At 46.2% G+C, this 26,008-nt stretch carries 20 protein-coding genes; 7 read left to right on the top strand and 13 right to left on the bottom strand.

The features are described 5' to 3' along the window. Window positions 1-512: 512 nt before the first annotated feature. Together THEBA_RS08395 and THEBA_RS08390 are read right to left on the bottom strand one after the other, a co-directional pair. Window positions 513-1,448, bottom strand: coding sequence for a GGDEF domain-containing protein (locus THEBA_RS08395; protein ID WP_014731225.1), 936 nt, complete (start codon window positions 1,446-1,448; stop codon window positions 513-515). Next, window positions 1,441-2,547, bottom strand: coding sequence for a cobalamin B12-binding domain-containing protein (locus tag THEBA_RS08390; RefSeq protein ID WP_014731224.1), 1,107 nt, complete (start codon window positions 2,545-2,547; stop codon window positions 1,441-1,443). The genes THEBA_RS08395 and THEBA_RS08390 overlap by 8 nt, the downstream gene beginning before the upstream one ends. A 514-nt stretch (window positions 2,548-3,061) precedes the next feature. Here THEBA_RS08390 and THEBA_RS08385 point away from each other — a divergent pair. Continuing rightward, the gene (locus THEBA_RS08385) at window positions 3,062-3,850 is read left to right on the top strand and encodes a hypothetical protein (protein ID WP_014731223.1); all 789 of its coding nucleotides are present in this window, start codon (window positions 3,062-3,064) and stop codon (window positions 3,848-3,850) included. A gap of 20 nt (window positions 3,851-3,870) precedes the next feature. On the opposite strand, the gene THEBA_RS08380 is transcribed toward THEBA_RS08385, so the two are convergent. Then, window positions 3,871-4,440: a phosphatase PAP2 family protein gene (locus tag THEBA_RS08380; protein WP_014731222.1), complete on the bottom strand. Its 570-nt coding sequence runs from the start codon at window positions 4,438-4,440 to the stop codon at window positions 3,871-3,873. A 75-nt stretch (window positions 4,441-4,515) separates the two neighbouring features. Further along, on the bottom strand, window positions 4,516-5,571 hold the full coding sequence (locus THEBA_RS08375) for a tyrosine-protein phosphatase (RefSeq protein ID WP_014731221.1): 1,056 nt from the start codon (window positions 5,569-5,571) through the stop codon (window positions 4,516-4,518). A gap of 952 nt (window positions 5,572-6,523) precedes the next feature. Here THEBA_RS08375 and ltrA point away from each other — a divergent pair. Together ltrA and THEBA_RS08360 are read left to right on the top strand one after the other, a co-directional pair. After that, window positions 6,524-7,759, top strand: a complete 1,236-nt coding sequence (ltrA, locus tag THEBA_RS08370) for a group II intron reverse transcriptase/maturase (RefSeq protein ID WP_014731220.1) — start codon at window positions 6,524-6,526, stop codon at window positions 7,757-7,759. Window positions 7,760-8,570: 811 nt separating this feature from the next. Beyond that, complete coding sequence (locus THEBA_RS08360) at window positions 8,571-9,188, top strand: hypothetical protein (protein WP_014731219.1); 618 nt, start codon at window positions 8,571-8,573, stop codon at window positions 9,186-9,188. Window positions 9,189-10,312: 1,124 nt separating this feature from the next. Here the strand turns inward: THEBA_RS08360 and THEBA_RS08350 are convergent. The 9 genes from THEBA_RS08350 to THEBA_RS08310 form a co-directional block, all read right to left on the bottom strand. After that, window positions 10,313-10,639 (bottom strand): hypothetical protein, encoded by a 327-nt coding sequence (locus THEBA_RS08350; RefSeq protein ID WP_014731217.1) that lies wholly within the window; start codon window positions 10,637-10,639, stop codon window positions 10,313-10,315. Between the two features lie 977 nt (window positions 10,640-11,616). Next, window positions 11,617-12,516, bottom strand: a complete 900-nt coding sequence (locus tag THEBA_RS08345) for an ABC transporter permease (protein WP_014731216.1) — start codon at window positions 12,514-12,516, stop codon at window positions 11,617-11,619. Between the two features lies 1 nt (window position 12,517). Continuing rightward, the gene (locus tag THEBA_RS08340) at window positions 12,518-13,552 is read right to left on the bottom strand and encodes an ABC transporter permease (RefSeq protein WP_014731215.1); all 1,035 of its coding nucleotides are present in this window, start codon (window positions 13,550-13,552) and stop codon (window positions 12,518-12,520) included. Further along, window positions 13,530-15,065: an ABC transporter ATP-binding protein gene (locus THEBA_RS08335; protein WP_041928452.1), complete on the bottom strand. Its 1,536-nt coding sequence runs from the start codon at window positions 15,063-15,065 to the stop codon at window positions 13,530-13,532. The genes THEBA_RS08340 and THEBA_RS08335 overlap by 23 nt, the downstream gene beginning before the upstream one ends. Window positions 15,066-15,112: 47 nt before the next feature. After that, window positions 15,113-16,099, bottom strand: coding sequence for a BMP family lipoprotein (locus THEBA_RS08330; RefSeq protein ID WP_014731213.1), 987 nt, complete (start codon window positions 16,097-16,099; stop codon window positions 15,113-15,115). Further along, window positions 16,096-17,055: a carbohydrate kinase family protein gene (locus tag THEBA_RS08325; RefSeq protein ID WP_014731212.1), complete on the bottom strand. Its 960-nt coding sequence runs from the start codon at window positions 17,053-17,055 to the stop codon at window positions 16,096-16,098. The genes THEBA_RS08330 and THEBA_RS08325 overlap by 4 nt, the downstream gene beginning before the upstream one ends. Then, window positions 17,052-17,870: a BtpA/SgcQ family protein gene (locus THEBA_RS08320; RefSeq protein WP_014731211.1), complete on the bottom strand. Its 819-nt coding sequence runs from the start codon at window positions 17,868-17,870 to the stop codon at window positions 17,052-17,054. Before THEBA_RS08320 ends, THEBA_RS08325 begins: the two co-directional genes overlap by 4 nt. Further along, complete coding sequence (locus THEBA_RS08315) at window positions 17,870-18,691, bottom strand: BtpA/SgcQ family protein (RefSeq protein WP_049794054.1); 822 nt, start codon at window positions 18,689-18,691, stop codon at window positions 17,870-17,872. Before THEBA_RS08315 ends, THEBA_RS08320 begins: the two co-directional genes overlap by 1 nt. After that, the gene (locus THEBA_RS08310) at window positions 18,691-19,407 is read right to left on the bottom strand and encodes a GntR family transcriptional regulator (RefSeq protein WP_014731209.1); all 717 of its coding nucleotides are present in this window, start codon (window positions 19,405-19,407) and stop codon (window positions 18,691-18,693) included. The genes THEBA_RS08315 and THEBA_RS08310 overlap by 1 nt, the downstream gene beginning before the upstream one ends. A 1,355-nt stretch (window positions 19,408-20,762) precedes the next feature. Here THEBA_RS08310 and THEBA_RS08305 point away from each other — a divergent pair. The 4 genes from THEBA_RS08305 to THEBA_RS08290 are packed head-to-tail and all read left to right on the top strand — an operon-like array spanning window position 20,763 to window position 26,008. Next, entirely contained in the window at window positions 20,763-21,746 is a 984-nt protein-coding gene (locus THEBA_RS08305; RefSeq protein ID WP_014731208.1) for a LacI family DNA-binding transcriptional regulator, read from the top strand. Next, the gene (locus THEBA_RS08300) at window positions 21,743-23,554 is read left to right on the top strand and encodes an amylo-alpha-1,6-glucosidase (RefSeq protein ID WP_014731207.1); all 1,812 of its coding nucleotides are present in this window, start codon (window positions 21,743-21,745) and stop codon (window positions 23,552-23,554) included. The genes THEBA_RS08305 and THEBA_RS08300 overlap by 4 nt, the downstream gene beginning before the upstream one ends. A gap of 15 nt (window positions 23,555-23,569) precedes the next feature. Continuing rightward, on the top strand, window positions 23,570-24,784 hold the full coding sequence (locus THEBA_RS08295; RefSeq protein WP_014731206.1) for an extracellular solute-binding protein: 1,215 nt from the start codon (window positions 23,570-23,572) through the stop codon (window positions 24,782-24,784). Window positions 24,785-24,841: 57 nt separating this feature from the next. Continuing rightward, on the top strand, window positions 24,842-26,008 hold the full coding sequence (locus THEBA_RS08290; protein ID WP_014731205.1) for a carbohydrate ABC transporter permease: 1,167 nt from the start codon (window positions 24,842-24,844) through the stop codon (window positions 26,006-26,008).

The following is a 26,008-nucleotide window of genomic DNA, read 5'->3' as shown; positions in this document are numbered from 1 at the left end:
GTATGGAGTCCCGCGAACGGAAAAGGCTCATAGATTCAGGGTTTTTCTGTAATTGAGAAAGTTATTCGGGCAGCGCGTTTGGGAAGTCCCTCACATTGTCATCCCGAACTTGTTTCGGGATCTGGTTCCAACCTGGACGCGCAGCCTCGGAACGAAGAACCGGTGCTTCTTGGCGCGGGCGAAGGACCAAGGACGGCTATTTGCAGCATTCAGCGGTTCTTCTCCCGTGAGGTGGTGCTGGCGAAGGCGAAGCCTTCACTGGCGGCGACGATTCTCGCCTTTTGACTGGCCTGCGCAGCAGACTGGTTTTTTTCCCTCCTGCGAAGCAGCCTCACTTCCCCGGATGATCCTCCGGGCATCACTTCCGCCGGGATCTTTCGGCGCATCACTTCCTGGGATGCTCTTCCCAGAATCACTTCTCAATGGAGTCGGCATTGCGTCCGCCGATGTTTTTCGGCGCCTTGCGTCTTGTTTCAATGGGAACTGGCCTTCTTCAGCAGATATGCCCGCTTTCAACGCACCACTCTGTTTTTTCCACCGGATTTTGCACTATAAAGAGCGTCGTCGACACGTTTTAGTATGCTTGACTTCGTGTCTGAAGGCTTAAATGTGGCGACCCCGAAGCTGGCCGTGACTGTCAATCCGAGCTTTTTCTCAGTCTCTCTCTCGAAGTTCTTCCGAACCTCTTCTGCGATCTCGGTAGCCTCTTCTGATGTCGTTTCGGGAAGCATTACAATGAATTCCTCGCCACCGTATCTCACGGTAGTCCGTCTTGGTGAGATTATTTCGTTTAGAACATCAGCGAACAGCTGTAGAACTCTGTCGCCTTCGGGGTGGCCTCTAGTATCGTTGACTCTCTTGAAGTCGTCTATGTCTGCCATTATTATGGAAAGAGGCTTGCAGGTCGAGCATAAGCTCTCTATCTCTTTATCTAGCCTGTTCATGAATTCACGTCTGTTCGACAATCCAGTCAGCGGGTCGCAGTTCATCAGCCTTTCTATCTCTTTATTTGCAGCCTGAAGCTCTTTGTTCTTACGCGCTAGCTCTCTCGTAAGCGATGCGAGCTCATCCGTAACCTTCGACATGCTCTCCATAATGTCTCCGGCCGAAAGGCCAATCTTCACGCCTAGAAACAGCCTCCTTGACTCGTCGACAAGCATGACAAATCCGCTCACTAGATGAATGTTCGATCTTGAATCGCTAAGACCGATTCTTACAGGCTTCGCTCCAAATCTCTTCAATAGTGCTTGGGAATTGTCCACAACAAGATTGCAAATATTCTCGCCTTTGAGAGTATCACTTTTCTCCACCAAAGAAATCAGAGAGGGGCTGTGATCAAGGATCTTGCCTTCGTTGTCAAAGAGAATAAGGATTGCTCCAGATAGATTCTCGAGAGCGGAAAAGAAATCATCTTTATTCGAAAGGATAGCCTCTCTTAGCTCATTCACGCTCTTTCCACCATTGTTTGGCAAGCTCGATAGCCTCATCGGCCGATTCGGCAGTTCCATCGGCACCCAGTCTCTTCCAGAGATCCTCTGATTCGTTGATTACCAGACCTCCGACCATGATCCTCATTGTTTTGAAGTCACTATCATTGTGAACGGACTGAATTAGCTTTTTCGTGAGATCGAGATTGAAGGACATCGTAACGGAGATCGCCAGCAAAAAAGGAAGATTCTTCTTCAGATGCTTGAGCACTTCGGACACCGGTGTATTTGCTCCGAGATAGCTGACATTCCAGCCGCTCAGTTCAAGAAGGTCGGCAAGTATCCTTGCTCCAAGCTCGTGGTATTCGTTCTGCGAACTGAGCACAACGGCCTTTCTTCTGGGGTGCGAAGGTACGGTCTCGATCATGCTGTATGTGCTTGCCATAAGCCTATTCATAAGAGAAGTCGCGAGATGTTCCTCGGCAATGGATATCTCACCGGTCTGCCATAGGTAACCTATCTCGTACATTGCAGGCTGAACTACCTTCAAATAGAAATCGGCGAGCAATTTTTCGCTATTGATTTCACGGTTAGCAATCTCTCTAAGCTTTTTATAATCGCCTGTGAGCAGGGCTAAGACGGTTTGCCTCTCGATAGCCTTCCAGTCCTCGTCAACCTTCATCTGGATCAGACCCTCCTGAGCATGTTCTACAGCCGCATTATGTGAATCCAACATTTCAAGATATACTTCGATTACCTGAGCGGCGCTTTCCGGAGTTAGAAACTCATCTATCGCCTTCATCCAGGCCTTCAAGACTTCAGGAAAGAATTCGACAGAGAAATCCCTCGAGGTGTAAGTCTTATATACCCAGGGTAGAGACTTCGCCAGGAGATCGTAGTCGTTCAGCTTAATGACGTTTGAGATGAATTGGAGATGATTCGAGTTGTTGTCATACATTATGTATAGCGGATTCATACCGAGAAGTTCAGAAATGTCCTCTCTCGCCGCCATAAGCTCGTTAACCCTCTTTAGCATCTTCTCTCCCTGAGACTCGTACTCCATAGCCGCCGAGGCTGAAACACTCAGATTTTTTCCAAAATCATCCGATACTCTCTGCATATAAACACTCCCAAAGTGATTTAATCGAATTCTAGCCTATTCCGCATACACATTATAAACTAATGAGACCTAGTTCACAGGAATCCTTCAGCTTATCATCTAACCCTGGTCAATCCGATGTAGAGAAAAGGCCAAATACACGGCGGCTTTTCGCTTCATAATTGTCTGACCTCTTTTGGCGTCCTAAAACCGGCAGAGGCGATATCCTGCGGCAAGTATCGATTATCCGATTTTGAGATTCGAGTTGTTACACAGCCTTCAAAGGTAGCCTGATCATGCCGGAGCATTCACAGAAGAAATTCATTTAAGTGTCCGATTTATTTCAGTATCTAAATGAAAAGCACAAAGCACTTCCAAGTACACATTCCCGTCTGAATGGAGTTTCTTTAGACTCGATTCGGAAATCTCTTAGACTAGAAATAGCCTACCGTCTCTCCAGCTTAATTCCCTATACTTCAACGCGTATAATCTAACTTTCGACTCCAATCGTATGAACTCGATGGGAGGTGAGAAAATGAAACGTTTCTTCGTACCGCTCATGATAGTTGTTCTGATCTTTCTTCTTTCGGGATGCATATGGGGAGATAAGCCTCTTCCAAAGATTGTTCTTATAGATGACTCCCATGCAAACAGATTTGGAGGGGAAGAGAGCGAATTTTTCGATGGAATAATTGCTATTCTCGCGGCCAAGGGTTACGACTACAAATACTCCTCTGTCGAGGGGTTTGAACCGCAGAACTACGCGATAGTTATCCTTTCGATGCCCGGCGCTAGTTATTCTACTTCGGACATAGACAAACTGGAAACACAGCTCAGCAAAAAAGGCAAGATAATTATGATGGATATCCTTGCTGAGGTTCCGCCGGCAAGCACCTTCTTTCTAGATGCTCTTTCCGACGGCCTCAATACTGGCATAGGTTTTGTGTGGGGGCTTGTAACGGATACCGTCAACAACATCGGCGGAAACAAGATGATGATAACAACCGATAACTTCACGACCCACCCGCTTGCATCTACCCTCTCTGCGAAGATCGCCATGATGATGGCTACCAAGCTTACTGTGGAAGGGAATGCGACAGTCGCGATCTTTGCGGAATCATCTGCAATCTTCACTACCTATGTACCCAGTGGCGATGAAGTGACCTATGTACCGGAGGCTACTCCTCCCATACCGATTGTAGTAGCATCCAATATCGGGGGAGGTAAAGTAGTAGCGATTTCCAGCGCATATGCATTTACAGGAACCCTTATGGGAATCGTTCCAGGCAACACCGACCTCTTCAGGGCAGCGGTCGACTGGTAAATCACCTACTAGAAACGTAGTTACTCTAAGCTGTCAGACTTGTCGTTTCTCTCGGGCTTGATAATAGTGTACTTATCGAAGAGCCATACGGTGAGAATTCCGCATGCTATACCGATAAGGGCACCGGCAATAACATCCGAGAAATAGCTGAAATAGACGTAAACCTCTGCCAGAGCTATTAGAGAAGAAAGTAGAGCTAGCGGGACCCTGAGCATTTTGACGCTGTTCCATAAGACTGCAGTGTAGGCAAAAGCGACGGCAACCGGAGAAGACGGAAAGGAATAAGTCTCGGGAATTGGAAAGATGATAGTATACCCCTCGATAAACTCGAGCGGCCGCAGCCGCCCGAAAACGGGCTTAAAGATAACGAAGGCAATCAGTAAACTTATACCGAGTCCCAGCGAAGTCATATAACCTGCCCTACGGTATTTCTTATCTAGGAGGAGAAAGACCGTAAGCAGGATCCATACTAAGGCTCCCCTCTCGAGAAACAGCATGAACGAGAGAAAGAGATCCATAAACTGTCCAGACATAACTGCATTAAGCGAATCCATAACCGAAAGCTCAATCTGATTAAGCGCATCCCACATTCTAGAACACCACCATAATCTCTAAGAAAAGGGGCGGTTCTAGACCGCCCCTCGATAATAACACTCTCTATAAAACTATCTAAGAATATCCTGAATTGCAGCGATCTCGGTGTAAGAGAGACCGGCCTTCTTCGTCAGGTAGTCTAAAGCAACGCTCTTCACGTTGAGATCGTCGACGGGATTGCCGTCGTTCATTATAACGAAGAGATCAACGATGATCTTTCTTACTGCTTCGTAAGCTGCGGTTCCCGGTACTACATTATAGTAGTTCTCGTAAGACTTGACATAATCGGCATAGATCTCGTCGGTCTTGGCGTTCATGATTGCGCCAAGCAGAGCAGATGCGATTCCGGCCCTATCCTTGCCTTCGACACAGTGAATCAGGTACGGAGGCTCGTGAGCTATCATGAATCTAAGGCCTTCTCCGAGCTTCTTCGCAAAGTCGTCTGCGAGAGGATCGACACCCATATTCAAATTGATTAGGTTGCCGGCCTCGCTGATGGACTTGTAGTACTCCGAGTATTCAAGATTTGATGCGAGCTCTTCATCCGAGTCGGAGAGATTGATGACAGTCTTGATACCGGCCTGCTCGATAAGAGCCGATGCGTACGGAGCCCTGGGATCGTCTATCGAGGGATGGGAGCATCTGTAAAGCTTACCTGGAGCAATATCTCCGAGGGTAATCTCTCTGAAGTTCGCGAAAATCTCATCGCTCGCGTAATCTTCCCTTACGTCGCTTCTCACAAGATGTCTTATCTCCAGCTCATCCTTGTAAGCCCCCTTCTCGACTAGACCCATATAGACGGGACTTCCAACTTCCAGTCCATAAGTCTTCGCAAAATTGCCATAGTTGATCGCAAGAAGAACATGATCGTCGGAATATCTCGCAAGCGGCTTCCCTCTGTCGACATCACCGTATGTGGTCACGAACGGAACCATGATAGTGGTCGTTCCCATCGTTACGTAAACCAGATCTCCCGCTTCAATAGCGGCGTAAACAACTGCTTCCATCGGGATATTAGTATGAACGTTACCGTACTTATCAATTTCAGCTACTGCACCAACGATTCCGGCTAGCATCAAAGCTGACAGAACCACAAATACACCCAGTAAAAACCCTCTTTTAAGCATAAAACACCTCCACCTATCTTTTTTAGACGTTAAGGTATTTGCACCACAATTATATCACCAGCGACTTTTAATCACGAAAAGAACAACCTTCACTATCCAGTCGATTTGAAGGTAATGCGACAGCCGCATGGCACTGTTGCTCCGCGTTAAAACACCTGATATACAGTTTATACCACAGATAGAGCCGTAGAGAAACGAAAGATCAAAGTGTGGGGATAACAACGGCAGGAAGTTATCCGGGCAGCGGTTCATGGAAGCCCCCAACTCTGTCAGCCCGAACTTGTTTCGGGATCTGGGTTTTGAAGACCGTGGCCGGTGGTAGCGGATTGGGGGTTGGAAAGAGCAAAGGATCAGTTGCAAGATGCAGTGTGCCAAGAAGGCGAAGAAGGAAACTTCAAGCCATGCTTAATTGAAGATGAGGGAGGGCCCCTCGAAGCCGCCATGCAGGTGGAGGCTTCAAACCACCGTAAGCTGCTGTGGTAAAGAGCCATGGTAGTGAACGTTACGGGAAAAGGCGGGACAGTGATCCCGTCAGGTGAGTACCAGAGGAGACGAATACAAGTGAACCACCGTGAACGTGTCGTAACAACTACTAGTGTCATCTAAACCGGGAGGTGCAACTATCCCGGGATAAGTCTGGAGGAAACCTGCTTACTGTCCAGATGGTGACCGGCATATAGGTGGCGTGACCCTGGTACAGGCTTTGATTAGGAACTTGGGAACCTGGATCTGGATGTTAAGGGAAAAGCCGCAAGTGGAAGAACCCACGAGGGTGAAAGTACCGATGCCAGATTCAGGGGCGGAACAGTCCGTAGTAGTGATGAAGCTCCTGTAATGGGAGTGGAGCGAAGGGACTGTGTTATCCAGTTTTGTTGGTTAGTCAACCAACTCTGTGCAGACAACCGAAAGGGAGGAACTGTGAACAGAGACAAGGAAGGAGCCAGCAGACAAGATGAGGTCGTATGAAATCCCCAAGAAAGTAGTACTGGAAGCATTCAAGAAAGTGAAAGAGAACAGAGGGGCAGAAGGAATAGACGAGGTAAGCCTGGAAGAGTTCGAAGCCGATCTTGACAACAATCTCTACAAGATTTGGAATCGAATGACCTCGGGCAGTTACTTTCCACCTCCAGTAAAAGCTATAGAGATAGAAAAGAAGAGTGGAGGAAAGAGAGTACTGGGAATCCCCACAGTGGGGGACAGAGTAGCCCAGATGGTAGCCAAAATCTATCTCAATCCCCTGGTAGATCCATACTTCCATAAGGACTCCTACGGATACAGGGAGGGAAAGTCAGCGATAGATACCCTTGAAGTAACGAGGCAGAGATGCTGGCAGTATGACTGGGTACTGGAATTCGACATTAAAGGACTGTTCGACAACATAGACCATGAACTACTAATGAGGGCAGTCAAGAAACATGTGAAGATTCCATGGCTAATACTCTACATAGAGAGATGGCTGAAAGCACCCTTTATGCAAGCGAATGGAAGAGTCGAAGAGAGGAGCAAGGGAACGCCACAGGGAGGGGTAATAAGCCCTGTACTGGCTAACCTCTTCATGCATTACGCCTTCGACAAGTGGATGGAGAGAACTCATCCGGATAAGCCCTTTGCCAGATACGCAGATGATGGAGTGATACACTGTAGAACTCTGGAGGAAGCCCGGCTTCTTCTTGAAAGTCTCAAAGAAAGAATGGAAGAATGCAAACTAAAGCTTCATCCAGAGAAGACCCGTATTGTCTACTGCAAAGACGATAAAAGGAAGGGCGAGTATCCAAATACAAGCTTTGACTTTCTAGGATACACCTTCAGAGTCCGTAGCTGCAAAGCCAGAAACGGGAGGATCTTCTACAGCTTCACCCCTGCAGTGAGTGAACAGGCAAAGAAGGCGATGAGACAGAAGATCCGGAGAATGAGACTTCAAACCAAGTCATACCTGAGTATTGAAGAACTCTCAGAAAGAATCAACCCGGTAATAAGAGGTTGGATAAACTACTATGGACACTTTCGCAGATTTGAGATGTATACAGTACTGAGTCAACTTAACAAAGCCTTAGTTCAGTGGGTAAGAAACAAGTACAAGAAAAGGAGAGGTCGTACAAAAGCGGGTAAATGGCTAGAAACTCTTGCTCGCAGGGAGCCTCGTCTATTTGTACACTGGACAATGGGGATATTCTATACGGCTGGATAATGGGAGCCGGATGAATCGAGAGGTTCAAGTCCGGTTCTGAGAGAGCCTGGGGGTGAAATCCCCCTGGGCTACTCACCAGTTCCAAGTTGTAAGTAAAAAGCCCAACAAAACGGGTCTCGGGCCTCGAGTCTGGGGTTTCGTGAACAAAACCGGCTCAGCAGTTCAAGGTTTTGCTGCAACTGAGGAAGCTGTCTGGGCAGCGGTTCATGGAAGCCCCTCACTCTGTCATCCCGAACTTGTTTCGGGATCTGGTTTTGAACCGATCGGGGTTGCAGGTAGGTGGTTGCAGGTTCGAAAAGAGCTACGGAACACAAGATACTGATAATAGTTCATGATGTTGGTATGTGATGTTTGATCTTGATCTTCATACGTCTACCCTCATACCTCTGACCTCTTTAGTTTTTTGATCTTATCGAAGAACCGGCTCTTCACAGCGTTCAGCGGGTTCTCCGCTTTTAAGCGTGCAGCGGCTCTTCTCCCGCGAAGTGGTACTGGCGAAGGCGAAGCCTTCACTGGCAGCGATGATTATCGCCTTTTGAATGGCCTGCGCCAGAAGACTGGCTTCTCCATTTCTCGTCTCTCGTTAGCGCAGCAAACTCTCTATAATGCTCTTTCTCGGCTGATCTTATCGTAGGAACACGTGTATCTTAACTCCTTCTCCAAGGAATCAGCAAAGAACACTCTGGCCAGAAGAGCCTGAATCGGCCGATACTGTTCTAAAATCTATAAGGAGATGTTTGTTAGAGAACCACTCACTTTTCAGACTAAGCAGCATTCTCATCTCCTAATTCAGATTGTGGAGGATAATGAGATGAAGAGTTTTCGCCTGACGGTGGTTCTTGTGCTTACTGTATTATTTCTTACGGCCTGTCCAATTAAGAATAGCAAGCCTGAATGGGGTGTCATAGAGACAATTGTCGAGAATATTGGAGAGCTAATCCAGATCAACCTTGCCAACTATTGTTCAGATCCGGACGGCCATCTTCTTTCATATAGTCTTATTGGAGGACCGGGAACCGTCTCAGGCAGCCTTTATGAATGGACAGTCAGCGGACCACTCGGCGATATTGCAGTTACTATAAAAGCAGAAGACGAGAAGGAAGCGTCATCTGACAAGACATTCACAGTAACGGTCAAATCATTCCCCAACGTTCCCTCGAACCCTTCCCCTGCAAATGACGCGAAAGACACTGATCTTGAAGTTCTCTTGTCTTGGGAAGGCGGAGATCCCGACGGGGATGCGGTATTGTACGATTTATACCTTTCTACTTTCCACAATCCTTCCCTTTTCAGATCGAATCGAACTACGAACACTTATAACAAAATCGGCCTCCTTCCAAATACTACATACTACTGGAAGATCGCCGCAAAGAACGAAGGCTCAGAACCAGTAGTTGGTCCAATTTGGAGTTTCACAACAAAAAAGTAATTCTATCTGGCTGAATGTTGTGGAGACCCTGAAAACCGTTGGAGTCTCCTAAAATTATCAAACATCGTTGTCCAGTAGCGGCTTTCCTGTAGCTCTCACTGCGTTATCGAACAACGGGTTTTTGAAAGTTTCTCTATGCGTCATTCCTGTGAGACTCCTCACTCTGTCATCCCGAACTTGTTTCGGGATCCGGGTTTTGGAGAAGCCGAGGTTAGAGGTCAGTGGTCAGAGGTCAGAAGAGCAAGAGAGTAGTCAGCGTTCGCCGAGGAGAACTTTGAAGCAATAGCATCGAGATTCCGACCAGGAGCTTTGTCGGAATGACGGAATCTAGCCTTTTGCAATAACCGTTAGTTGTCACCCCAATGAGCCTACCCTGAAATGCTCTTGCTCAGGGCCCCTGTTTGGGGTCTCCTGTTCAGAGTCATCCCGAACTTGTTTCGGGATCTGGTTTTGATCCTCTCGGCGGGGCCGGAAGATCGTTGACGGATAACGTGGTTTTTAGCAGCGTTCATCCGCTCTTTCCCCGCGAAGCGGGCATTGCGACCTGGGCAGTTCTTGCACAGCCTTGCGTTCAATGTTCTACAACTGTATCACTTCTCAATGGAGTCGGCAGCGCGTCCGCCGAGGGCTTCCTAAGGACCAAGAGCAAAGCTCTTAGCTCTCGAATGAAGATCTATCTCATAGCAAAAAAAGCAGGGTTAACTGAATGCAAAAAATGGAGTCACGAAAGAACGAAAGAAGCAATTTATCGGAAATATATCGGCATTTTATCGGAAATGGGTACTAACTTCCCAAAAGGTTATAGGTTTTTCTAAAAGCGGTAAGAAACTCTATTGGATCGTAAAACAACAAACTGAAATTGCGGCATCAACTTACCTCCTATATTATTATAAACCCGCGATATTCAGTAACCATTTCGGCAACTTGCATATTCTCGAAGTAATTAGCTCCTTGTACTGTGAAAAACATCTTCCCAGGAATACCAGTGGTTTTTCATTTCAGGCGAATAATCTCCTTGTTCGTTTAAAACGCATACTTTCAAACCCGTCTTCGTAGTTCCATCTAGGTTATTCGGCGAACCGGTAGGTTGCATTTGCAATTCATGAGAGAAAACAATTCGCTTATCACACTCGAGTTAGTACCTTCGTTGTCCTGAGCCTTGCCTTCGAATGTGTGCAAGCCTTTAGAGTATCCACTCCATGTATAGCTTGTGCTCGTGCCATTCTTACCCAGCTGTCACCATCTTTTCTGTATTCGTACTTGGAAATAGTTCCATCCGGATCACTTCCATTCCAGCTGAATGTGCTGCTGTTCTGGGATATTGCTCCGGAAGGGCTACTTGCTTTGGTGATTGTTGGAAGCGTGTTTGGAACGGGTGGACATCGACTTATAAATAGCACCACAGCTGCTATAAGCACCAGCAAACAAAACGAGAAAATTTCGCTCTTCATTACCCACCTCCACAAGTGAGGCTTTGCATCTATACAAAATAAGTGAGGGCTCAGGGAAAATATGGGAAGAGGTGCAATGTACTGATGCGATTAATATACCACTTGTTACATTATAAACAAAATGGAAGTTTCCCTGTTCTAATTAGACAATGTGATTAGTTACATAAAGAAAGAGAGCCTGGTCCATTTATGTCTTTTATTGAGTAAAAAACCAATGATTAAGAACTATAAGTGACAATAATCGCTTAGGATAAGCCTCAACAAATTATAGTAAGCTCAATGGGTATCACTGAGTCTGAAGAATACGAAGGATTTTGGCAGTTCAAGACAGACTTTGAGGTATGATATTCGTCAGCTTTCTCTAAATAGTTAACATACGGTTAGTCACTGCGAAAATAAAAAATGCCACTTTATGCTCCGGATTTTCGTTCACAAAGTTGGCTTTTCAGTATAAGTCTACATAACTAATAAGTGTAAAGTGTAGTCTTTTCCAAACTAGCATTTCTGGTTCATACGCATATTAAGCAGATTGAGATCATCACATGTCTAGGTTGATCTGTTACTAGAGAGTGGCATGCAATCCCTTCCTTCCTGCCGTTGGATGAAAAACCTTTTCTGGACTCCATTTTTAACAACCCGTCAACCTTCATCAGGCTACAGGAAATCTCTATTGAAACAGAATCAAAACTCACTACCACAGTAAGATAAAGCTGTAGCTTCAGATTGTGCACACACAATTGCTTCCGAGTTAGTCATTTGAAGTTCTTATAATAGCCAATACCGCCAGCAAAACGAAAGGCGCAATGTTGCCGCTACGGGTGTCCTAAGAAGCTAGTTTCATAAGGCTTATTGACGGTTATTTGAAGTGCTCTTCACAAAAGAGCTCAGTCTTTTTTGTGGCCCGCATAATTTGGGTATCTTGATTCAGAAGTTGACTTGCTCAAGTAATCTAGTCCAGCCATGTGAAAGATTCTGCTTCAGGCGTTCTTCAGTCCCTTTCTGGACTTCAGATGAAACAACAGCAGAACGACTACACTCATCACATAAGGCAGCATTAGAGCGAACTGAGGCGCGACCTTCTCGCCTTGCAGCTTGACAGAAAGAGCATCGAAAACACCAAAGAGCAGAGAGATGACAAGTATCCTCTTCGGTTTTCCCCCCGAAATTAGAATCGCGGCAAGTGCTACAAAACCTCTCCCGCCCGTCATCTCGCGGGAGAACATCCTTACGTTGTATAGCGAAAGCTGTGCCCCCGCAAGTCCACAGAGAGCTCCACACAAAACGCTGGAACACAGTTGAACAAACCCCACCTTCACACCTGCTGTTGTAAGGGCCTGAGGCATCTCTCCACAAACCCTAAGCCTGAGCCCAAAGGAGGTCTTGTAGACTATGAATGCCAAGACAAAAGCAATCAGAATTGAAAGATAAGTGAGTATACTGAAATTCAGAATGTAGTTGTCTAGAAAGTAGTTTCCAGTTATGAGTTTGAGTTCAGGAATTGGCGCTATATCTGGAGAGTTGAATGCATTTTCTCCCTTAAACATGATTCTCATAAGGAATAAAGTGAGTGAACTCACCAATATGTTTATTGCAAAACCGATTGCGAAGTTGTTTGCTTTCAAGAAACTTACAAAAACTGAGTACAGCAATGATATTAGAATGGAAGCCATCATTCCGGCAATTATGCCGTAAAAAGCATTCCCTGTAAGATATGAAAACACTACGGAGAAGAAGGCGCTAATCAGCATGAGTCCTTCCATAGCCACGTTGATTATACCTGCATGATAAGTTAGTGCCCCTCCTAACGATGCAAGCAGAATTGGAGTCGCCATTCGGATTGATGTTCGAAATAGTGTAGTGATCAATTCCATGTCCATTCTAATTATCCCCCCGTCCAACAATGAAGGTCTTGAATGCAGCTACAAATAAAACCATAACCGCTTGAAGAACACCGCTAATCTCAGCCGGAACCGACGAGAACAACTGTAGATTCACACTTCCGGTTTGAAGTACAGAGAAGAGAAAGGCAATCCCAATAATGATCAGTGGATCATTGAATGCAAGTAGACAAATCAGGAGACCAGTAAATCCGTATCCCGGTGGAAAACTTTGCATAACCCTTTGTGTCATTCCCAGGACCAGAAGACCACCGGCTAGACCTGCCAAAGCACCTCCAATGAGCATCGACAGAAGCTTTATCTTCTTGACCTTAACTCCACTCAACTCTGCAAAAACCGAGTTGCTTCCAGTGATTTCAAATTCATATCCCATGATGAACTTCTTCCTGAATACGAATAGAACCAAAACTATCCCTATAGCAATAAAAAAAGTCGCGGAAAACTGTGACCCTTCGAACAAATATGGAATGACATAATTCGACTTTATATAGGGAGTCTGGGCAAGAGGTGATCGAGGGTCTCTAAATGGTTTGTTGATCAAATAGGCTATCAACTGAGCGGCGATGTAGTTCCCCATCAGAGTAGTAACTACCTCATCCATTCTCAACTTGATCTTGAATATCGCAGGCCACGCAGCCCAGGCCATACCAAATGCAGCAGATACCAAAAGGGCCACGACAATGTTCACGATACCCGCTCCGAAATCTATAGAAAAACCGACTAGAGCAGCCCCGAATGCTCCCAACAATAACTGACCCTCTCCACCGATGTTCCACATTCCGGTCCATGCAGGAACGGCAACGGCGGCTGCGGCTAAAATCAATGGAACCATTTTGTTTAAAGTAGACAAAAGCTGATAGTGGTTGCCTAGTGAACCTTCAATAATAAAGCTGAATCCTTTGAAAGGTGACTCTCCGCCAAACCATATAATCAGTGCCCAAACCGATAAGATACAAACTACGAGAAGAAGCGAGAGAAGGAGCTTTCTTAGACTAAGAGTTCGTGCAGCTTGCATTCTGCGACCCCCTTATCCCCGTCATGTAATAACTGATCTCCGTCGTATCGTAATGAGGGTATGCCAGCTCCGCAACGGCTCTACCGCGGTATAACACAATAATTCTATTCGCAAGATCCATTATCTCCTCGAGATCACCGCTGATCAAGATAATACCGGAACCACTCTTTGAAAGTCTCCTGAACGAATCGTGGATGAGCTTTCTCGCTGCCACATCGACTCCTGCTGTGGGCTGAGAAGCAATAAGAACGGCAGGATCATATGCGATTTCGCGTCCGACGAGAAGTTTCTGCATGTTGCCCCCCGACAAAGCCCTCACAGGGGTTCGAATATTCTTACCTGTTCTAACGTCGTAATCGGCAATGATTGACTCGGTGAACGCGTTTGCCTTCGAGCTATTTATCGCCAGTTTCCCAAATCTTCCAGATTTATGGTGGCCCGCAATGCTGTTCTCGACTATACTTCTGTCAGGCGCTAGCCCCTTCTTCATTCGATCGTCGGTGATATAGGCAAGTCCTGCTTTTCTTCTTTCGAGCGTATTTAGTGATTCGATCGAAGATCCCTTTAGTAAGATTTCTCCCGAGGACAACATCAGATTTCCTGCAAGCACCTCAAAGAGCTCCTCCTGACCATTTCCTCCAACTCCTGCGAAACCTAGGACCTCCCCTTCGTGGAGGTCAAAGCTCAAATTCTTTAGTATTCCCGATGCGTCGGAAATCTGCTTCACAGACAAAACGATTTCATCTCTCACGAAGTTTTCTGGTCGTTCATAGAGATCACTGGCTGTTCCGATCATCATGTTTGCCACACTCTCTCTGTTCACGTCCTTCTTGTCAAAAGTACCTACGACCTTGCCCCTTCTCAAAATCGTTATTCGGTCAGCAATAGCGAAGACCTCTCCCAGTCTATGAGAGATGAAAACCACCGTCTTACCCATGTCCCTAATTCCAGTCACAAATTCAAGAAAGTCATCCACCTCGTTCGGGGCTAGCACTGCGGTTGGTTCATCAAGAATAACGAAATCCGTATCTCTATAGAGAACCTTAAGAATCTCAACCTGCTGCTTCTTACTTATCGGTAAGTCCTGTATTCTGTCATCCGGAGAGATCGACATTCTAAGCCTCTCAATCAACGAAGAAACCGAACTGTTCATCTCGGCGTTGTTGATCTTTCCAATTCTGTTCTGAAAGCGTTTCTCCATACCAAGCACTACATTCTCGGCAACCGTTATGCTCTGCACGAGCTTGAAGTGCTGGTGTACCATTCCTATGCCAAGGCCTATCGCTTCCGAGGGATGTTTTGGCGAGAACTGCTTGTCCTTGAACGTTATTTCTCCCGAAGTCGGTTTGAACATTCCAAATAGAATGTTCATCAGAGTCGACTTTCCAGCGCCATTCTCTCCCACGATCGCGTGAATCTCGCCTCTTTTTACATCGAAACTCACTTCTTTGAGTGCTTCCAGGCCATTTGGGTATGTCTTCGAGACTTTATTGCAGACAAGAATTGGTAACACCCCCCGAGATATTGAAGACGGAGCCCCCGGAGGGGCTCCAAAAAACATCAGTTGAGATATGAGTCTACTACGATTTCTCCGTTCGCGATCTTCTCCTGAATCTCTCTGATTTCTATGTAGACTGACGCTGGTACTGTATCCATCATGAATTCGTTATACGCGAGTCCCACTCCGCCATTAGCAATACCGTAGACATGGAGGGAACCCTTTTCAAGCTTATTCTCAACCTGCATTCTAACGATATCCAGAACTGCGACGTCAACTTTTTTCATCATACTAGACACTATGAAACCTGGCTGAAGATAGCCCTGATCCGTATCAACGCCAATTGCAAAGAAGCCATAGTCCTTAGCTGCCTCGAGAATTCCGAGACCCGTGGGGCCCGCGGCCTGGAAAATCACATCGGCTCCTTCTTTAGATACTGAATAGGCCGTCTCTTTTCCAAGGGCTGGATCGTAATGATCTCCGGCATATCTCGCAATGACCTTGACTTCTGGATCGACATATCTGACACCATGTTCGTAACCGACCTGATAGTCCCTGATTACGGGCATATCGAAACCGCCGACAAATCCAACTATCTTCTCGGAATTGATCTTGCACAGTTCAGTCTTGTCAGTCAATAGCGCAGCAAGGCATCCAGCGAGGAAAGCTCCTTCATTCTGCTTGAAAGGAACTGAAACGACGTTTGGAAGATCCGATGCGCCGTCGATATAGACAAAGGTCTTCGACAGGAACATTGCGCTTACCTCCGCGAGCTCCTTGTCAAAGAAGTAGCCAGGATCTACGAAGATTAGATCGTAGTTCATAGCTGCCGCTCTCAAAGAATCAAAATACTTCGAAGGGTCGACATGGCACTCGAATACTTTGTATTCAATATCGAACTGCTTTTCTGCTTCTTGAATGCCAATGTAAGCCATGTCCGTAAATCCACGGTCTCCGATTGCGTCTCCTGCAACAATGGCCACCTTCAATGCGCCGAAACCCGTTGCAACGATCCCCAGTAGAAATAGAACGAGAATCATTCGTTTCATGATACTTTCACCCCCGTTTTGATAGATTTATAGTGCTTGCTTTCTAACATCTCTTTTCTATAGGGATAAGATGTAGCAGCACCGATTCTTTCTGTGCTGATCCCTGCGTAAATATTTCCGTAAATGCCAATCTCCTTCTCTTCAAGATTGTTGACATAACCCCAGATAACGGCTGCGTTGAAGGCATCACCTGCTCCCGTGCATTCAAGAGCCGTTACTCTTGGAGCGGGAAAGTCAAAACAGCTATCCTTCGAAAAGAGAGAACAACCATTTGCTCCTCTCTTTATCCAGATGTCAGAAATACCAGTTGAAAGCAAGTCCGAGCAAAACCTGAACTTGTCAGACTTTGAAAATAGAGCTTTCAACTCATCTTGAGCGGGAAGGAAGACATCCACGAAAGGAATTATCTTTTCTATTCTCGAAATCGAAACCAAATCGGTCTTTCTTATGTTGGGATCGAAGAAGATCTTCGTGCCGGAAGACTTGGTTTCCTCAACAACTCTAAGAAATGTCTCGAAAGTCTCCTCACCTTCTACAACAGACACACCCGTAAGATACAATATACCTGAATCCAGAGAGGTTCCCGAAAGATCTTCGTAAGTTATATGTACATCGGCCGCACCTCTTCTGAATGAGAAGAAGGTCCGCTCGTTGTTTGTAGAGAGAGAAAACACTACACCGGTTGAATACGACTCCGAGATTTTAGGAGAGAATTCAATTCCAAGTGTCAAAAGTTCGGCCTTTATGAAATCGCCAAAAATGTCCTCTCCTATCATAGTGAAAAAATCAGCATCGATCCCAAGCTTTCTCAATCCAACATAAGTGTTCAGTCCTGAGCCACCGGGTCGCAAAGCCGGTTTCTCGCTGTAGGCACAGCTACCCGGTGTGGGAAACCCATCAAACTTCCCGATTATATCTACGTTTACATCACCCAGAACAAGAACGGATCTGCTCATCGCTTTCTTATCTCCTTGATGACCTTCATGAACTCCTTGACTCTCTCGGAATCCACTGACTTGTAAGAATCACCGTCGACCTTGAAAGTGGAACCAACAAAAGCTCCTGAAGCTACTTCGAAGATCTTTCCAGCGTTAACCTTGTTCATTCCTGAACCCACCATAATCGGGTAATTTGGAAGTACGCCTCGCACCTTTTTCAGATCTTCGAGAGGCGTCTCAAATCCAGTGTGCTTTCCACTAATGATTACAGAATCCGCCAGGAAATATGCGGCATCGTAGGCGGATTCTTCAATCGGTCTCATCGCAAGAGGCGCGGAATGTTTGATATGAACGTCTGCAAAGATCCTTATGGAAGGATCGAGGAATTTGCGGTATCTAAGAATTTCATGAGGTCTTCTTATTGCTAAGCCCGAAACATCTACAGATGCTTCGGTGAACACGGTCGCTCTCACGAATTTCGCGCCGGAGGAATGCGCTACAGCAATGGATGCTATTGGATCGGCAAGAAGACAGATGCCCATAGGCGTATCCGGAAAAGCTTTGTGAACTTCGTGTGCAACAATGGAGAGCGAGGAAACAGTCTCGGGGGCGGCAACATCCGGGAAGTAAGACGGATCGTTGTAATTCTCGACTTGAACGCCATCTACTCCGCCTTCAATGAGCTTTCCCGCTTCGTCCAGCGCATGATCTATTACTTTTCTTAAACCCTCCCCATCATAAACTGGTGAGCCTGGTAATGGCTTTAGATGAATCATCCCAATTATTGGTTTCGAAGTACCAAACAACTGGTTGAACTCAGTTATTGTGGTCATCAATCAAGCTCCTTTCTGCACTTCTCCATATGATTTGCAAACTGCCTGACTCTCTCGGGGTCCACAGGGCTTTCAGTCTTACCGTCTTTCTTAAGGCTCGTTCCAACAATTACAGCATCGCCAAGTTGTGGGAAGTACTCGGAAAGACTTTCTGGAGTCACCCCGCTTCCCACAATAAGTGGAAGCTTTGGAAGGTAATCTCTTACCGCCTTTACATCCTCTGGTTTGGTCTTGCCGCCGGTCTTTTTCCCCGTGACAATAACGGCATCGGCAAGTCCTCGTTCAAAGGCATCTTCGGCCGATTCCTCAATGGGTCTGCGTGAAAGCGAATAGCCGTGCTTGATGTGTACATCTGCAAATATCTTTACGTCTCTGGCTTCGATCATCTTTCTGAATCTCAGTGCATCGGCTGCAATACTCTCCATCATTCCAGCATCAACTATGTATGTCTCCGTGTAGTAAGGTACCCTGATAAACTTGCCCCCAACTGCTTTCGCGATCGCAAGAGCAGAAATCGCATCGGATTGGAGAACGCAGAGCCCTATTGGAACAGAGAGATTAGCGACTACTTCCGAAGCAACATAGGTCATAGATGCAACGGTCTCGGGACCGACTCTCTTTTTGAACATCATGTCGCGGAAGTTTTCGATTATCAGGCCGTCCACGCCATTCTCCACCATGGTTTTGGCTTCTTCAACAGCGAGCCTGGTAATCTCTTTCATAGACATTCCTTCATATCTCGGCGCACCTGGCAGTGGCTGCAGATGAACTACACCGATTATTGGGAGCTTCTTTCCAAACATTTCTTCAAACATCTTCATCATCTCACTTCCTGTCTATAGAGTTCTTGGGATATAAAATATCTGTCTGGCCTGAACAATCCCTCCATGTATTCAATAGGTACGTTGTTCGAAATAAATGTGAGCCTAGTTATTTTCAGGAGGGGGGCTTTGTCTTTCACACGCAGAAAGTTCGCAGTCCTTTTGTCGGCTGCTTCAGCTGTAACCGTTTCGGTAGCCTTTTCTATTCGAAGGCCTAGGGACTCAATTTGGTTGTAGATCGAAGTCGCGCTGAAGTCTATCTCATCTACCGGAAATGCTCTTGACAAAGGAAAGTACGAAACAGTAATCGCCATTTCTAGATCGTCAACCAACCTCAGTCTTTCAACTCTCATCACCTCATGACTGCTGTCAATCCTTAGAAGAGAAGTGACTGAGTTTCCAGCCTGACCTCTCTCGATCCGTATCAATTTGGCTGAGGGGCGATGCCCGGTAGAGATTATTTCCTCTGAGAAGCTTCTCAAAACATTTAGCTCGGTTGCAAACTTCTCACTGCTTACGTAAGTACCCTTGCCTACCATTCTGACAAGGATTCCATCGTTAACCAGCTGATCGATGGCGTGTCTAACAGTCATGCGACTTACCTTGAAGAGATCAACAAGCTCCCTTTCAGACGGAATTCTGTCACCGGGGATAAGTATGCCTTTTTCGATCTGCTTGATCATGTAGTTTCTGATTTTAAGATAGATAGGTATCATGTTGACACCTCGCATTCACACACAGATATCTATATGTCTATACCAGTTTTATTCTACACTTTCTTCGTGAAGCGTTTCTTTTGCTGCAATTAAGCTTTTATGCGGCATATAGACCATTACACTGTGTTCTCTATTAAGAGTAGTTTTCGAACGTGTACCAGCTGAAAGAATCTCACCCTTTCATTTTCAGAATGCTGCATGAAAGGGTCGTATTCCTCAGTGTCGCTGGGATGTTTAGTTCGGCCAGACCAAGTGAACCGGAACAGTTGTCAATTCCAAGCGCAACCTTGTTCAGTAAGAGCCTATAATCAATTCCTTAGCTTCTGATTTGACCATGAGCAAGAGCGAGAATTGGAGGTAAGGAGAGCCGGATGCGAGAGGGAAAAATCCTGAGCGAAGAATACAGCTTTACATTCCTCATCAAAAGATCTCTAGAGCGACAATATGAAATTGTGTTTTATATACTGGACATTTTAATCAAAAACTGTCCGTTAAGCAGGTCATAGTTGAAGAGAGACGCTTGTCGCTCGCTAAGAGACGCTGCTCGCTGGGACGACCATCGATGCTGAAACAGGTTCAGATACGTTGAGCACGGGGTATCGATTACAGGGTATGGGGTCTCGTGAACAGAACCGGCAATCAATTCAGGGGCTCACTGCAACTGAAAAAAATTATCCGAGCAGCGGCTTCAAGAAGCCCCTCACAATGTCATCCCGAACTTGTTTCGGGATCTTGTTTTGATCCTCTCGGAGGACGGTAGACCGTTGACAAACAACGTGGTTTTCATCAGAGTCGCGCGGCTCTGCTCGAAGGATGGGCCTGCGGTCACGGAGGACCAGGGAGACCTCAACAACAAGAGTCTATCTCCTGGTATCCTGATCCCTAGGTTGACTGAATGCAGAAAATGGAGTCACGAGGGCAAGGGACAATATGATGAGTGAGTTTTTTTGTATTATTGGTTCACAGGCTAAATATTGGGCCACAAGGTTGCATGGCACTGATGCTTTTCGATATGGAGAGTGAAAACATAGGTATATAGTCCGCCGCAAGCTTCTGAACACATCGCTGTCAGTCTCTTGTCAATGCCCACAGCATCCCGCTCTGAAATTGGTAACCTGAAACTGCTCTCGAGAGAACCAGCGAGACTACTCACATTTCTCATATCTAGAAATTATGGAATTCTGCCAAACTTTCCCGTACAGTGAGGAAAAACCGTACATTCGTCCCTATTAATGAATAAACAGGAAAAATGCCTGCAAATTGCCGGCATTTGTGTTTGTTGTTAAAAACTAACTGTCTATATAATGTAATCGATTACATTGAAATCGATTACATCTTTTGCAGGAGTTGCTTATATGAACATTAACATTTCCAAAATAGCGAAGATGGCAAGAGTATCTACGGCGACTGTTTCCCGGGTAATAAACAATCCAGAGAAGGTATCAGCTAAAACCCGCGAGAGAGTTGAAAGTGTAATAAGCAAGCTAGGCTACGTGCCAAATCAGCAGGCGCGAAGCCTTAGAAGCCAGCAGACGAAGATGATTGCGATTATTGTTCCGCACAGCGCTGATTATCTCTTCACATATCCGTATTTTTCGATTTTCTTGAGGGAGACCTCGCTCGAATTGAGTCGTCTCGGTTACCATCTTATTCTGACAACCGACGAACCACATAACTCCGTGATAGATACTTACCGTGTATTCACAGACAAAAGACTAGTGGATGGATTTGTGGTACTTGACTTGAAAAACGAAGACGAAAGAGTGGACTTTCTCAAATTGCGGAACATTCCTTTTGTGGCAGTCGGTAGAAACGAAAAAGATAAGGACATCTCATTTGTAGATACCGATAATGAAGGAGGTGCGTATCTTGCAGGGAAGCACCTCGCCCGAAAAGGTTGCTCGCATGTTCTCTTTATTAACGGCCCAGCCGATCAAAGCGTTTCTCTATGGAGGGAACGCGGCTTTCAAAAAGCGGCGCAGGAAATGAATTTCACCTTTCTCGGCCGCAATGGAGACTTCGTTGAAAAGAGCGGCTTCGAAATAACGAAAAAACACCTTGGCCAGTTCGACGGCATCTTTGCGGCTTCAGACCTGATGGCGATTGGCGCGTTGAAAGCCTTGAGGGAAGAGGGGGTTTCTCTGCCAGTCGTGGGATTTGACGATATTCCCATTTCATCAGACGTTTCGCCCTCTCTGACAACGATCCACCAGCCAATAGACGAGGTCGGAAGAAGGGCCGCTATCAATCTTATCAGACTCATATCCGAAGACCACACGGAAACGACGATTCTTCCGGTCGAGCTGATTGTCAGAGAATCCTCAGAGGTGAAAAGATGAAGGTTTTCAAGAACGGAAACCTTATGGTAGTTACCGATGACAGAGGGATCATCGACTGCGAGTATGAAAAGGCGGCCGGACTTTATCTGGAGGATACCCGTTTCATATCCAGAATGATATTAAAGTCCTCGCACAAGCTCAGAAGACTACACACAGATTTTTCCTGGGACAGGATTGAAACCCATTATCTGGGGCGATCAAAACCGGGAATTCCACATTACGATATCGCAGTCTCCGAATGTCTCCGGGCTGAAGGAAATGCTCTTCAAACAGAGTTGACGGTGAGGAGTTATTCTCTGGAAGAAGTTCGGATCTCTTTCGAATATGATATCATTTGCGTCTTCGAAGACATTTTCTCAGTGAGGAAAAAGAATGACTCATACAATGAGCTCGAAAGCTCGAGAACTCTTTCCTCTTCTCCACCGAGGAGTTTTCAATATGAGACCGACCTCGAAAGGGATACCGTTGAGAACTCTCTGACTTCACTCTCTCTGGAAGTTAGACCAGGTCAGATTGAGAGAGTATCCGGGAAATTGAGGCTCGGCAAATATGTGAAAAAGGACGTTGTTTTCAAGAAGATGTTGTCCGAAAGACCGGTGAAGGATATTGCGCCTATCAAAAAGACTTCGCTGCTGGATGAAAGGGAACTGGGAGATCTGAAAATGCTCATGATTCCCACAGTCTACGGTGATTTTCCAGGCGCAGGCCTACCCTGGTTCGCCACAGTTTTTGGGAGGGATAGCCTTATCTTTGGCCTCCAGACCGTGGATCTTCTTCCTGAAATAACGAGAAATATCCTTACGGTGCATACTCATCTTCAAAGTAAAGAAGAAGACAGCCAGACCGAAGCACAACCCGGAAAGATCGTTCATGAAACCCGTCTGAATGAACTATCGCTAGCCGGAAGGCTACCTTTTGAAAGATACTACGGATCGATAGATGCAACGCTCCTGTTCATTATGCTCTCACACAGGTACTACTCACAGACTAATGACTGGAACTTTATAAGATCTATAAAAAACAGCATCATGGCAGCTGCCAAATGGATCGATACTTACGCTGATCTAGATAACGACGGATACATCGAATTCGCACCTTCAGGCACCGGTCTATCTATTCAGAGCTGGAAAGATTCCGCCGACTCCGTGAGCTTCTCCGACGGTACGCTGGCAGAGCCTCCACTGGCGCCAGTAGAGGTCCAGGGATATCTGTATGATGCCTTCAAGTGTCTCGAAAAACTCATGGCTCTCTTTGAGGACGAAGAAAGGGCAAATGTGTATGCACTGAAGGCAGCCGCCCTGAAAGAAAATTTCAACCGGGACTTCTGGCTGGAGAGCGAAGACTACTTCGCTACGGCGCTGGATAAAAACAAGAAACCGGTCGATTCAATAACATCAAATCCCGGGCACTGCCTAATGACGGGCATAGTGGACGAAGATAGAGCCGAGGCGTTGGTGAACCGTCTCTTTTCCGATGAACTATACACCGGATGGGGGATAAGAACGCTCTCCAGCAAAATGAAGCGTTACAATCCATTCTCCTACCACAACGGAAGTGTCTGGCCGCACGACAACTCACTGATTATGCTTGGCCTGATAAAATATGGTTTTTACGAAAAGGCCAGACAGCTCGCGCGGGATCTGTTGAAAGTGAAGGACAAACATCATGACAATCGCCTCCCCGAGCTCTTTAGCGGTCTGTCAGTATCTGAAACATCTGGAAAGTTGATTGAATATCCAACAAGTTGCTCACCTCAGCTGTGGTCTATAGGAACTGTTCTAGTAATATCCAAGGCGCTGGACGCCTGAAAAGGAGGGTTTAGTATGAAAAGATTTCTGTTGGTAAGTCTTGTTTTGTTAGCTGGACTCATGGTATTAGGGGTCACGAACATCAGAATCAGCGGCTGGCCTGGAAACCCTGTTGAAGAGGCCGTCATAATGAAGAACGTCGAAGAATTCAACAACATGCAAACGGATATCGTGGTCGAATGGCAGCCTATACCGGGGGACTTCAGGCAAATGCTTATCACCCAGTATTCTGCTGGCACCGCTCCTGATCTCTTCTATGTTGAAGCCTTCTGGTTCGAAGAACTGGCCAAGCAGAATATGCTCCTTCCACTAGATCTATACATCAAAAGAGACGATAGTTTCGACATCGACTGGTTCTACCCCAATCTCATCGAAGCCTTCAAGTACGAAGATAGGATCTACGGGATCCCGAAGGACTTTTCGACCCTTGCACTTGTTTTCAACAAGAAAATATTCGACCAGTACGATGTCGCCTACCCTACAGACGAAGACACCTGGTTCGATATGCTTGATAAGGCTCTTCAACTCAAGAGAAAGGGCTTTGAAACCCCTCTGGTTCTTGCGGCCGATCTCAATAGGATACTACCTTTTGTTTATGGAACAGGCGGAGACATCGTTGACGAGGATCTAAACGTAGCTCTGGGTAAACCAGATGCCAAATTCGGCCTCAATTTCTATCTCGATCTGGTCAACAAGTACAAAGTCGCTCAGGAACCGGCAAACCTGGGTGCTGGTTGGATTGGAGAAGCTTATGGAAAGGAAAGGGTGGCTATGGCGATGACCGGCCCCTGGACCATCGGATTCCTCGCCGGCGATTACCCGGAAGTTCTGAAGAACACCGGTATAGTCGAGATGCCGCATCTTATTGAGAAGTCAACGATGGTTTATACGGTCTCCTGGAGCATAAACCGAACTACTCCAAACAAGGATGCAGCCTGGGAAGTCTTGAAATTCCTTGTTACGAAGGGACAAGAGCGGTTTGTCAGCGAAGCGGGAGTACTGGCCTCCAACATACAGAACGCTGAAAAGGATACCGATCCAACGAAACAGGCATTCTACAGAGGCGCGGAGTATGGCACTCCCTGGAAGGTCAAGACACCCAGCGGAGTTTTTTCCAGAGCACACGACCAGCTCAATTCGTTGTTAAAGGATCTCTTCTATCAGAAAATCAGCCTCTCCGAAGCCTTAACCTTTGTCGAAGAGAATTATTCGGGCTGGGTAGCCGAATAACCTGTCTCTTGCCGGGCGGATTGCGATCCGCCCGGATCTCTTTAGAGGGGTGAGGATATGAAGCTGAATTTCAAAACGAGAGAAGCCATGGTTGGTTATCTCTTCGCAGCGCCTATAATAATCACCATCTTGATCTTCACGATCTATCCTGTTTTCGCAGGCTTGTACTACAGCTTCACCAACTACCAGCCCACGGAAGCCCAAAAATTCAACATGACCTTCGTCCCTGAAGAATCCGTTTCATTTCATCTGGGCGTTTTCCCCGATGAAGAAGGACTTGTCAAGAATGAGCTTCTCTCTCTTTTTGACCCGGTAACTTTCTTGACGCTGGATATGGGGGTAAAACTGAACGCAGAGCAAAAGGAAGCCGTAAGTAGCTTTCTAGATACGGACAAAATAGTAGAAGACTTTCTGGCAGGCCGGCTCAACAGTTCGGTATCTGTCAAAGACTTCATGAAGGAATACATGTCCTCAAAGAGTGAACTCTTCACGAGATACGTGCCGGAATTTGTAGGATTAAAGAATTTCAGAGAGATGTTCAAGGATCAGTATTTCTGGATCTCGTTAAAGAACGCCTTTGTCTATTCCATCGTAGTCGTACCCATCCAAACGTTACTGGCAATCCTCCTGGCCGTAGCCGCCAACATGAAAATCATGGGACAGAGATTCTTCAAGACGGTTTTCTTCCTCCCTTCAATTTCTTCTTCCGCGGCTATCTCGATGATCTTCTGGCTTATATACTCCAAGCCCGGCGTTTTGAACAGGTTCCTTTCAACGTTCGGGTTTCAGGCTGTTGACTGGCTCAATGAACCGAATACGGCTCTCGGAGCAATTATGGTGATGAACATATGGACCACAGCCGGTTACTTCATGATAACCTTTCTGGCCGCGCTGCAGAGTATTCCATCATCCATTTACGAGGCCTCCCAGCTCGATGGGGCGAAATTCTGGAAGACCTTCTGGAAGATCACTGTGCCCCTTCTCAGACCTCAGATGCTCTTCGTATCGATAATGGGAATAATAGGTTGTCTGCAGGTTTTTGACCAGATATACTTCCTAATCAAAAACATGCGAAATATAACGATTTCCTATTACATATACAAGAACGCTTTTGAATATCACAGGATGGGCTATGCTTCTGCGATCGCGATGGTCCTCTTTCTGATAATTTTCGCGATCACTGCCCTTCAGCGCAAACTGATAAAGGAAGAGTCGTATTTTTAA

The organism is Mesotoga prima MesG1.Ag.4.2, assembly GCF_000147715.2.
Classification (GTDB): Bacteria; Thermotogota; Thermotogae; order Petrotogales; family Kosmotogaceae; genus Mesotoga; species Mesotoga prima.
Note: the sequence above shows the minus strand (reverse complement) of the source record. Positions and strands in the feature narration are given on the sequence as shown.

Excerpts from the sequence above, each read along its gene's own strand:
- THEBA_RS08390 (WP_014731224.1), bottom strand. The coding sequence starts at position 2,547 with ATGCAGAGAGTATCGGATGATTTTGGAAAAAATCTGAGTGTTTCAGCC.
- THEBA_RS08385 (WP_014731223.1), top strand. The coding sequence starts at position 3,062 with ATGAAACGTTTCTTCGTACCGCTCATGATAGTTGTTCTGATCTTTCTT.
- THEBA_RS08380 (WP_014731222.1), bottom strand. The coding sequence starts at position 4,440 with ATGTGGGATGCGCTTAATCAGATTGAGCTTTCGGTTATGGATTCGCTT.
- THEBA_RS08375 (WP_014731221.1), bottom strand. The coding sequence starts at position 5,571 with ATGCTTAAAAGAGGGTTTTTACTGGGTGTATTTGTGGTTCTGTCAGCT.
- ltrA (WP_014731220.1), top strand. The coding sequence starts at position 6,524 with ATGAGGTCGTATGAAATCCCCAAGAAAGTAGTACTGGAAGCATTCAAG.
- THEBA_RS08360 (WP_014731219.1), top strand. The coding sequence starts at position 8,571 with ATGAAGAGTTTTCGCCTGACGGTGGTTCTTGTGCTTACTGTATTATTT.
- THEBA_RS08350 (WP_014731217.1), bottom strand. The coding sequence starts at position 10,639 with ATGAAGAGCGAAATTTTCTCGTTTTGTTTGCTGGTGCTTATAGCAGCT.
- THEBA_RS08345 (WP_014731216.1), bottom strand. The coding sequence starts at position 12,516 with ATGGACATGGAATTGATCACTACACTATTTCGAACATCAATCCGAATG.
- THEBA_RS08340 (WP_014731215.1), bottom strand. The coding sequence starts at position 13,552 with ATGCAAGCTGCACGAACTCTTAGTCTAAGAAAGCTCCTTCTCTCGCTT.
- THEBA_RS08330 (WP_014731213.1), bottom strand. The coding sequence starts at position 16,099 with ATGAAACGAATGATTCTCGTTCTATTTCTACTGGGGATCGTTGCAACG.
- THEBA_RS08325 (WP_014731212.1), bottom strand. The coding sequence starts at position 17,055 with ATGAGCAGATCCGTTCTTGTTCTGGGTGATGTAAACGTAGATATAATC.
- THEBA_RS08320 (WP_014731211.1), bottom strand. The coding sequence starts at position 17,870 with ATGACCACAATAACTGAGTTCAACCAGTTGTTTGGTACTTCGAAACCA.
- THEBA_RS08315 (WP_049794054.1), bottom strand. The coding sequence starts at position 18,691 with ATGAAGATGTTTGAAGAAATGTTTGGAAAGAAGCTCCCAATAATCGGT.
- THEBA_RS08310 (WP_014731209.1), bottom strand. The coding sequence starts at position 19,407 with ATGATACCTATCTATCTTAAAATCAGAAACTACATGATCAAGCAGATC.
- THEBA_RS08305 (WP_014731208.1), top strand. The coding sequence starts at position 20,763 with ATGAACATTAACATTTCCAAAATAGCGAAGATGGCAAGAGTATCTACG.
- THEBA_RS08300 (WP_014731207.1), top strand. The coding sequence starts at position 21,743 with ATGAAGGTTTTCAAGAACGGAAACCTTATGGTAGTTACCGATGACAGA.
- THEBA_RS08295 (WP_014731206.1), top strand. The coding sequence starts at position 23,570 with ATGAAAAGATTTCTGTTGGTAAGTCTTGTTTTGTTAGCTGGACTCATG.
- THEBA_RS08290 (WP_014731205.1), top strand. The coding sequence starts at position 24,842 with ATGAAGCTGAATTTCAAAACGAGAGAAGCCATGGTTGGTTATCTCTTC.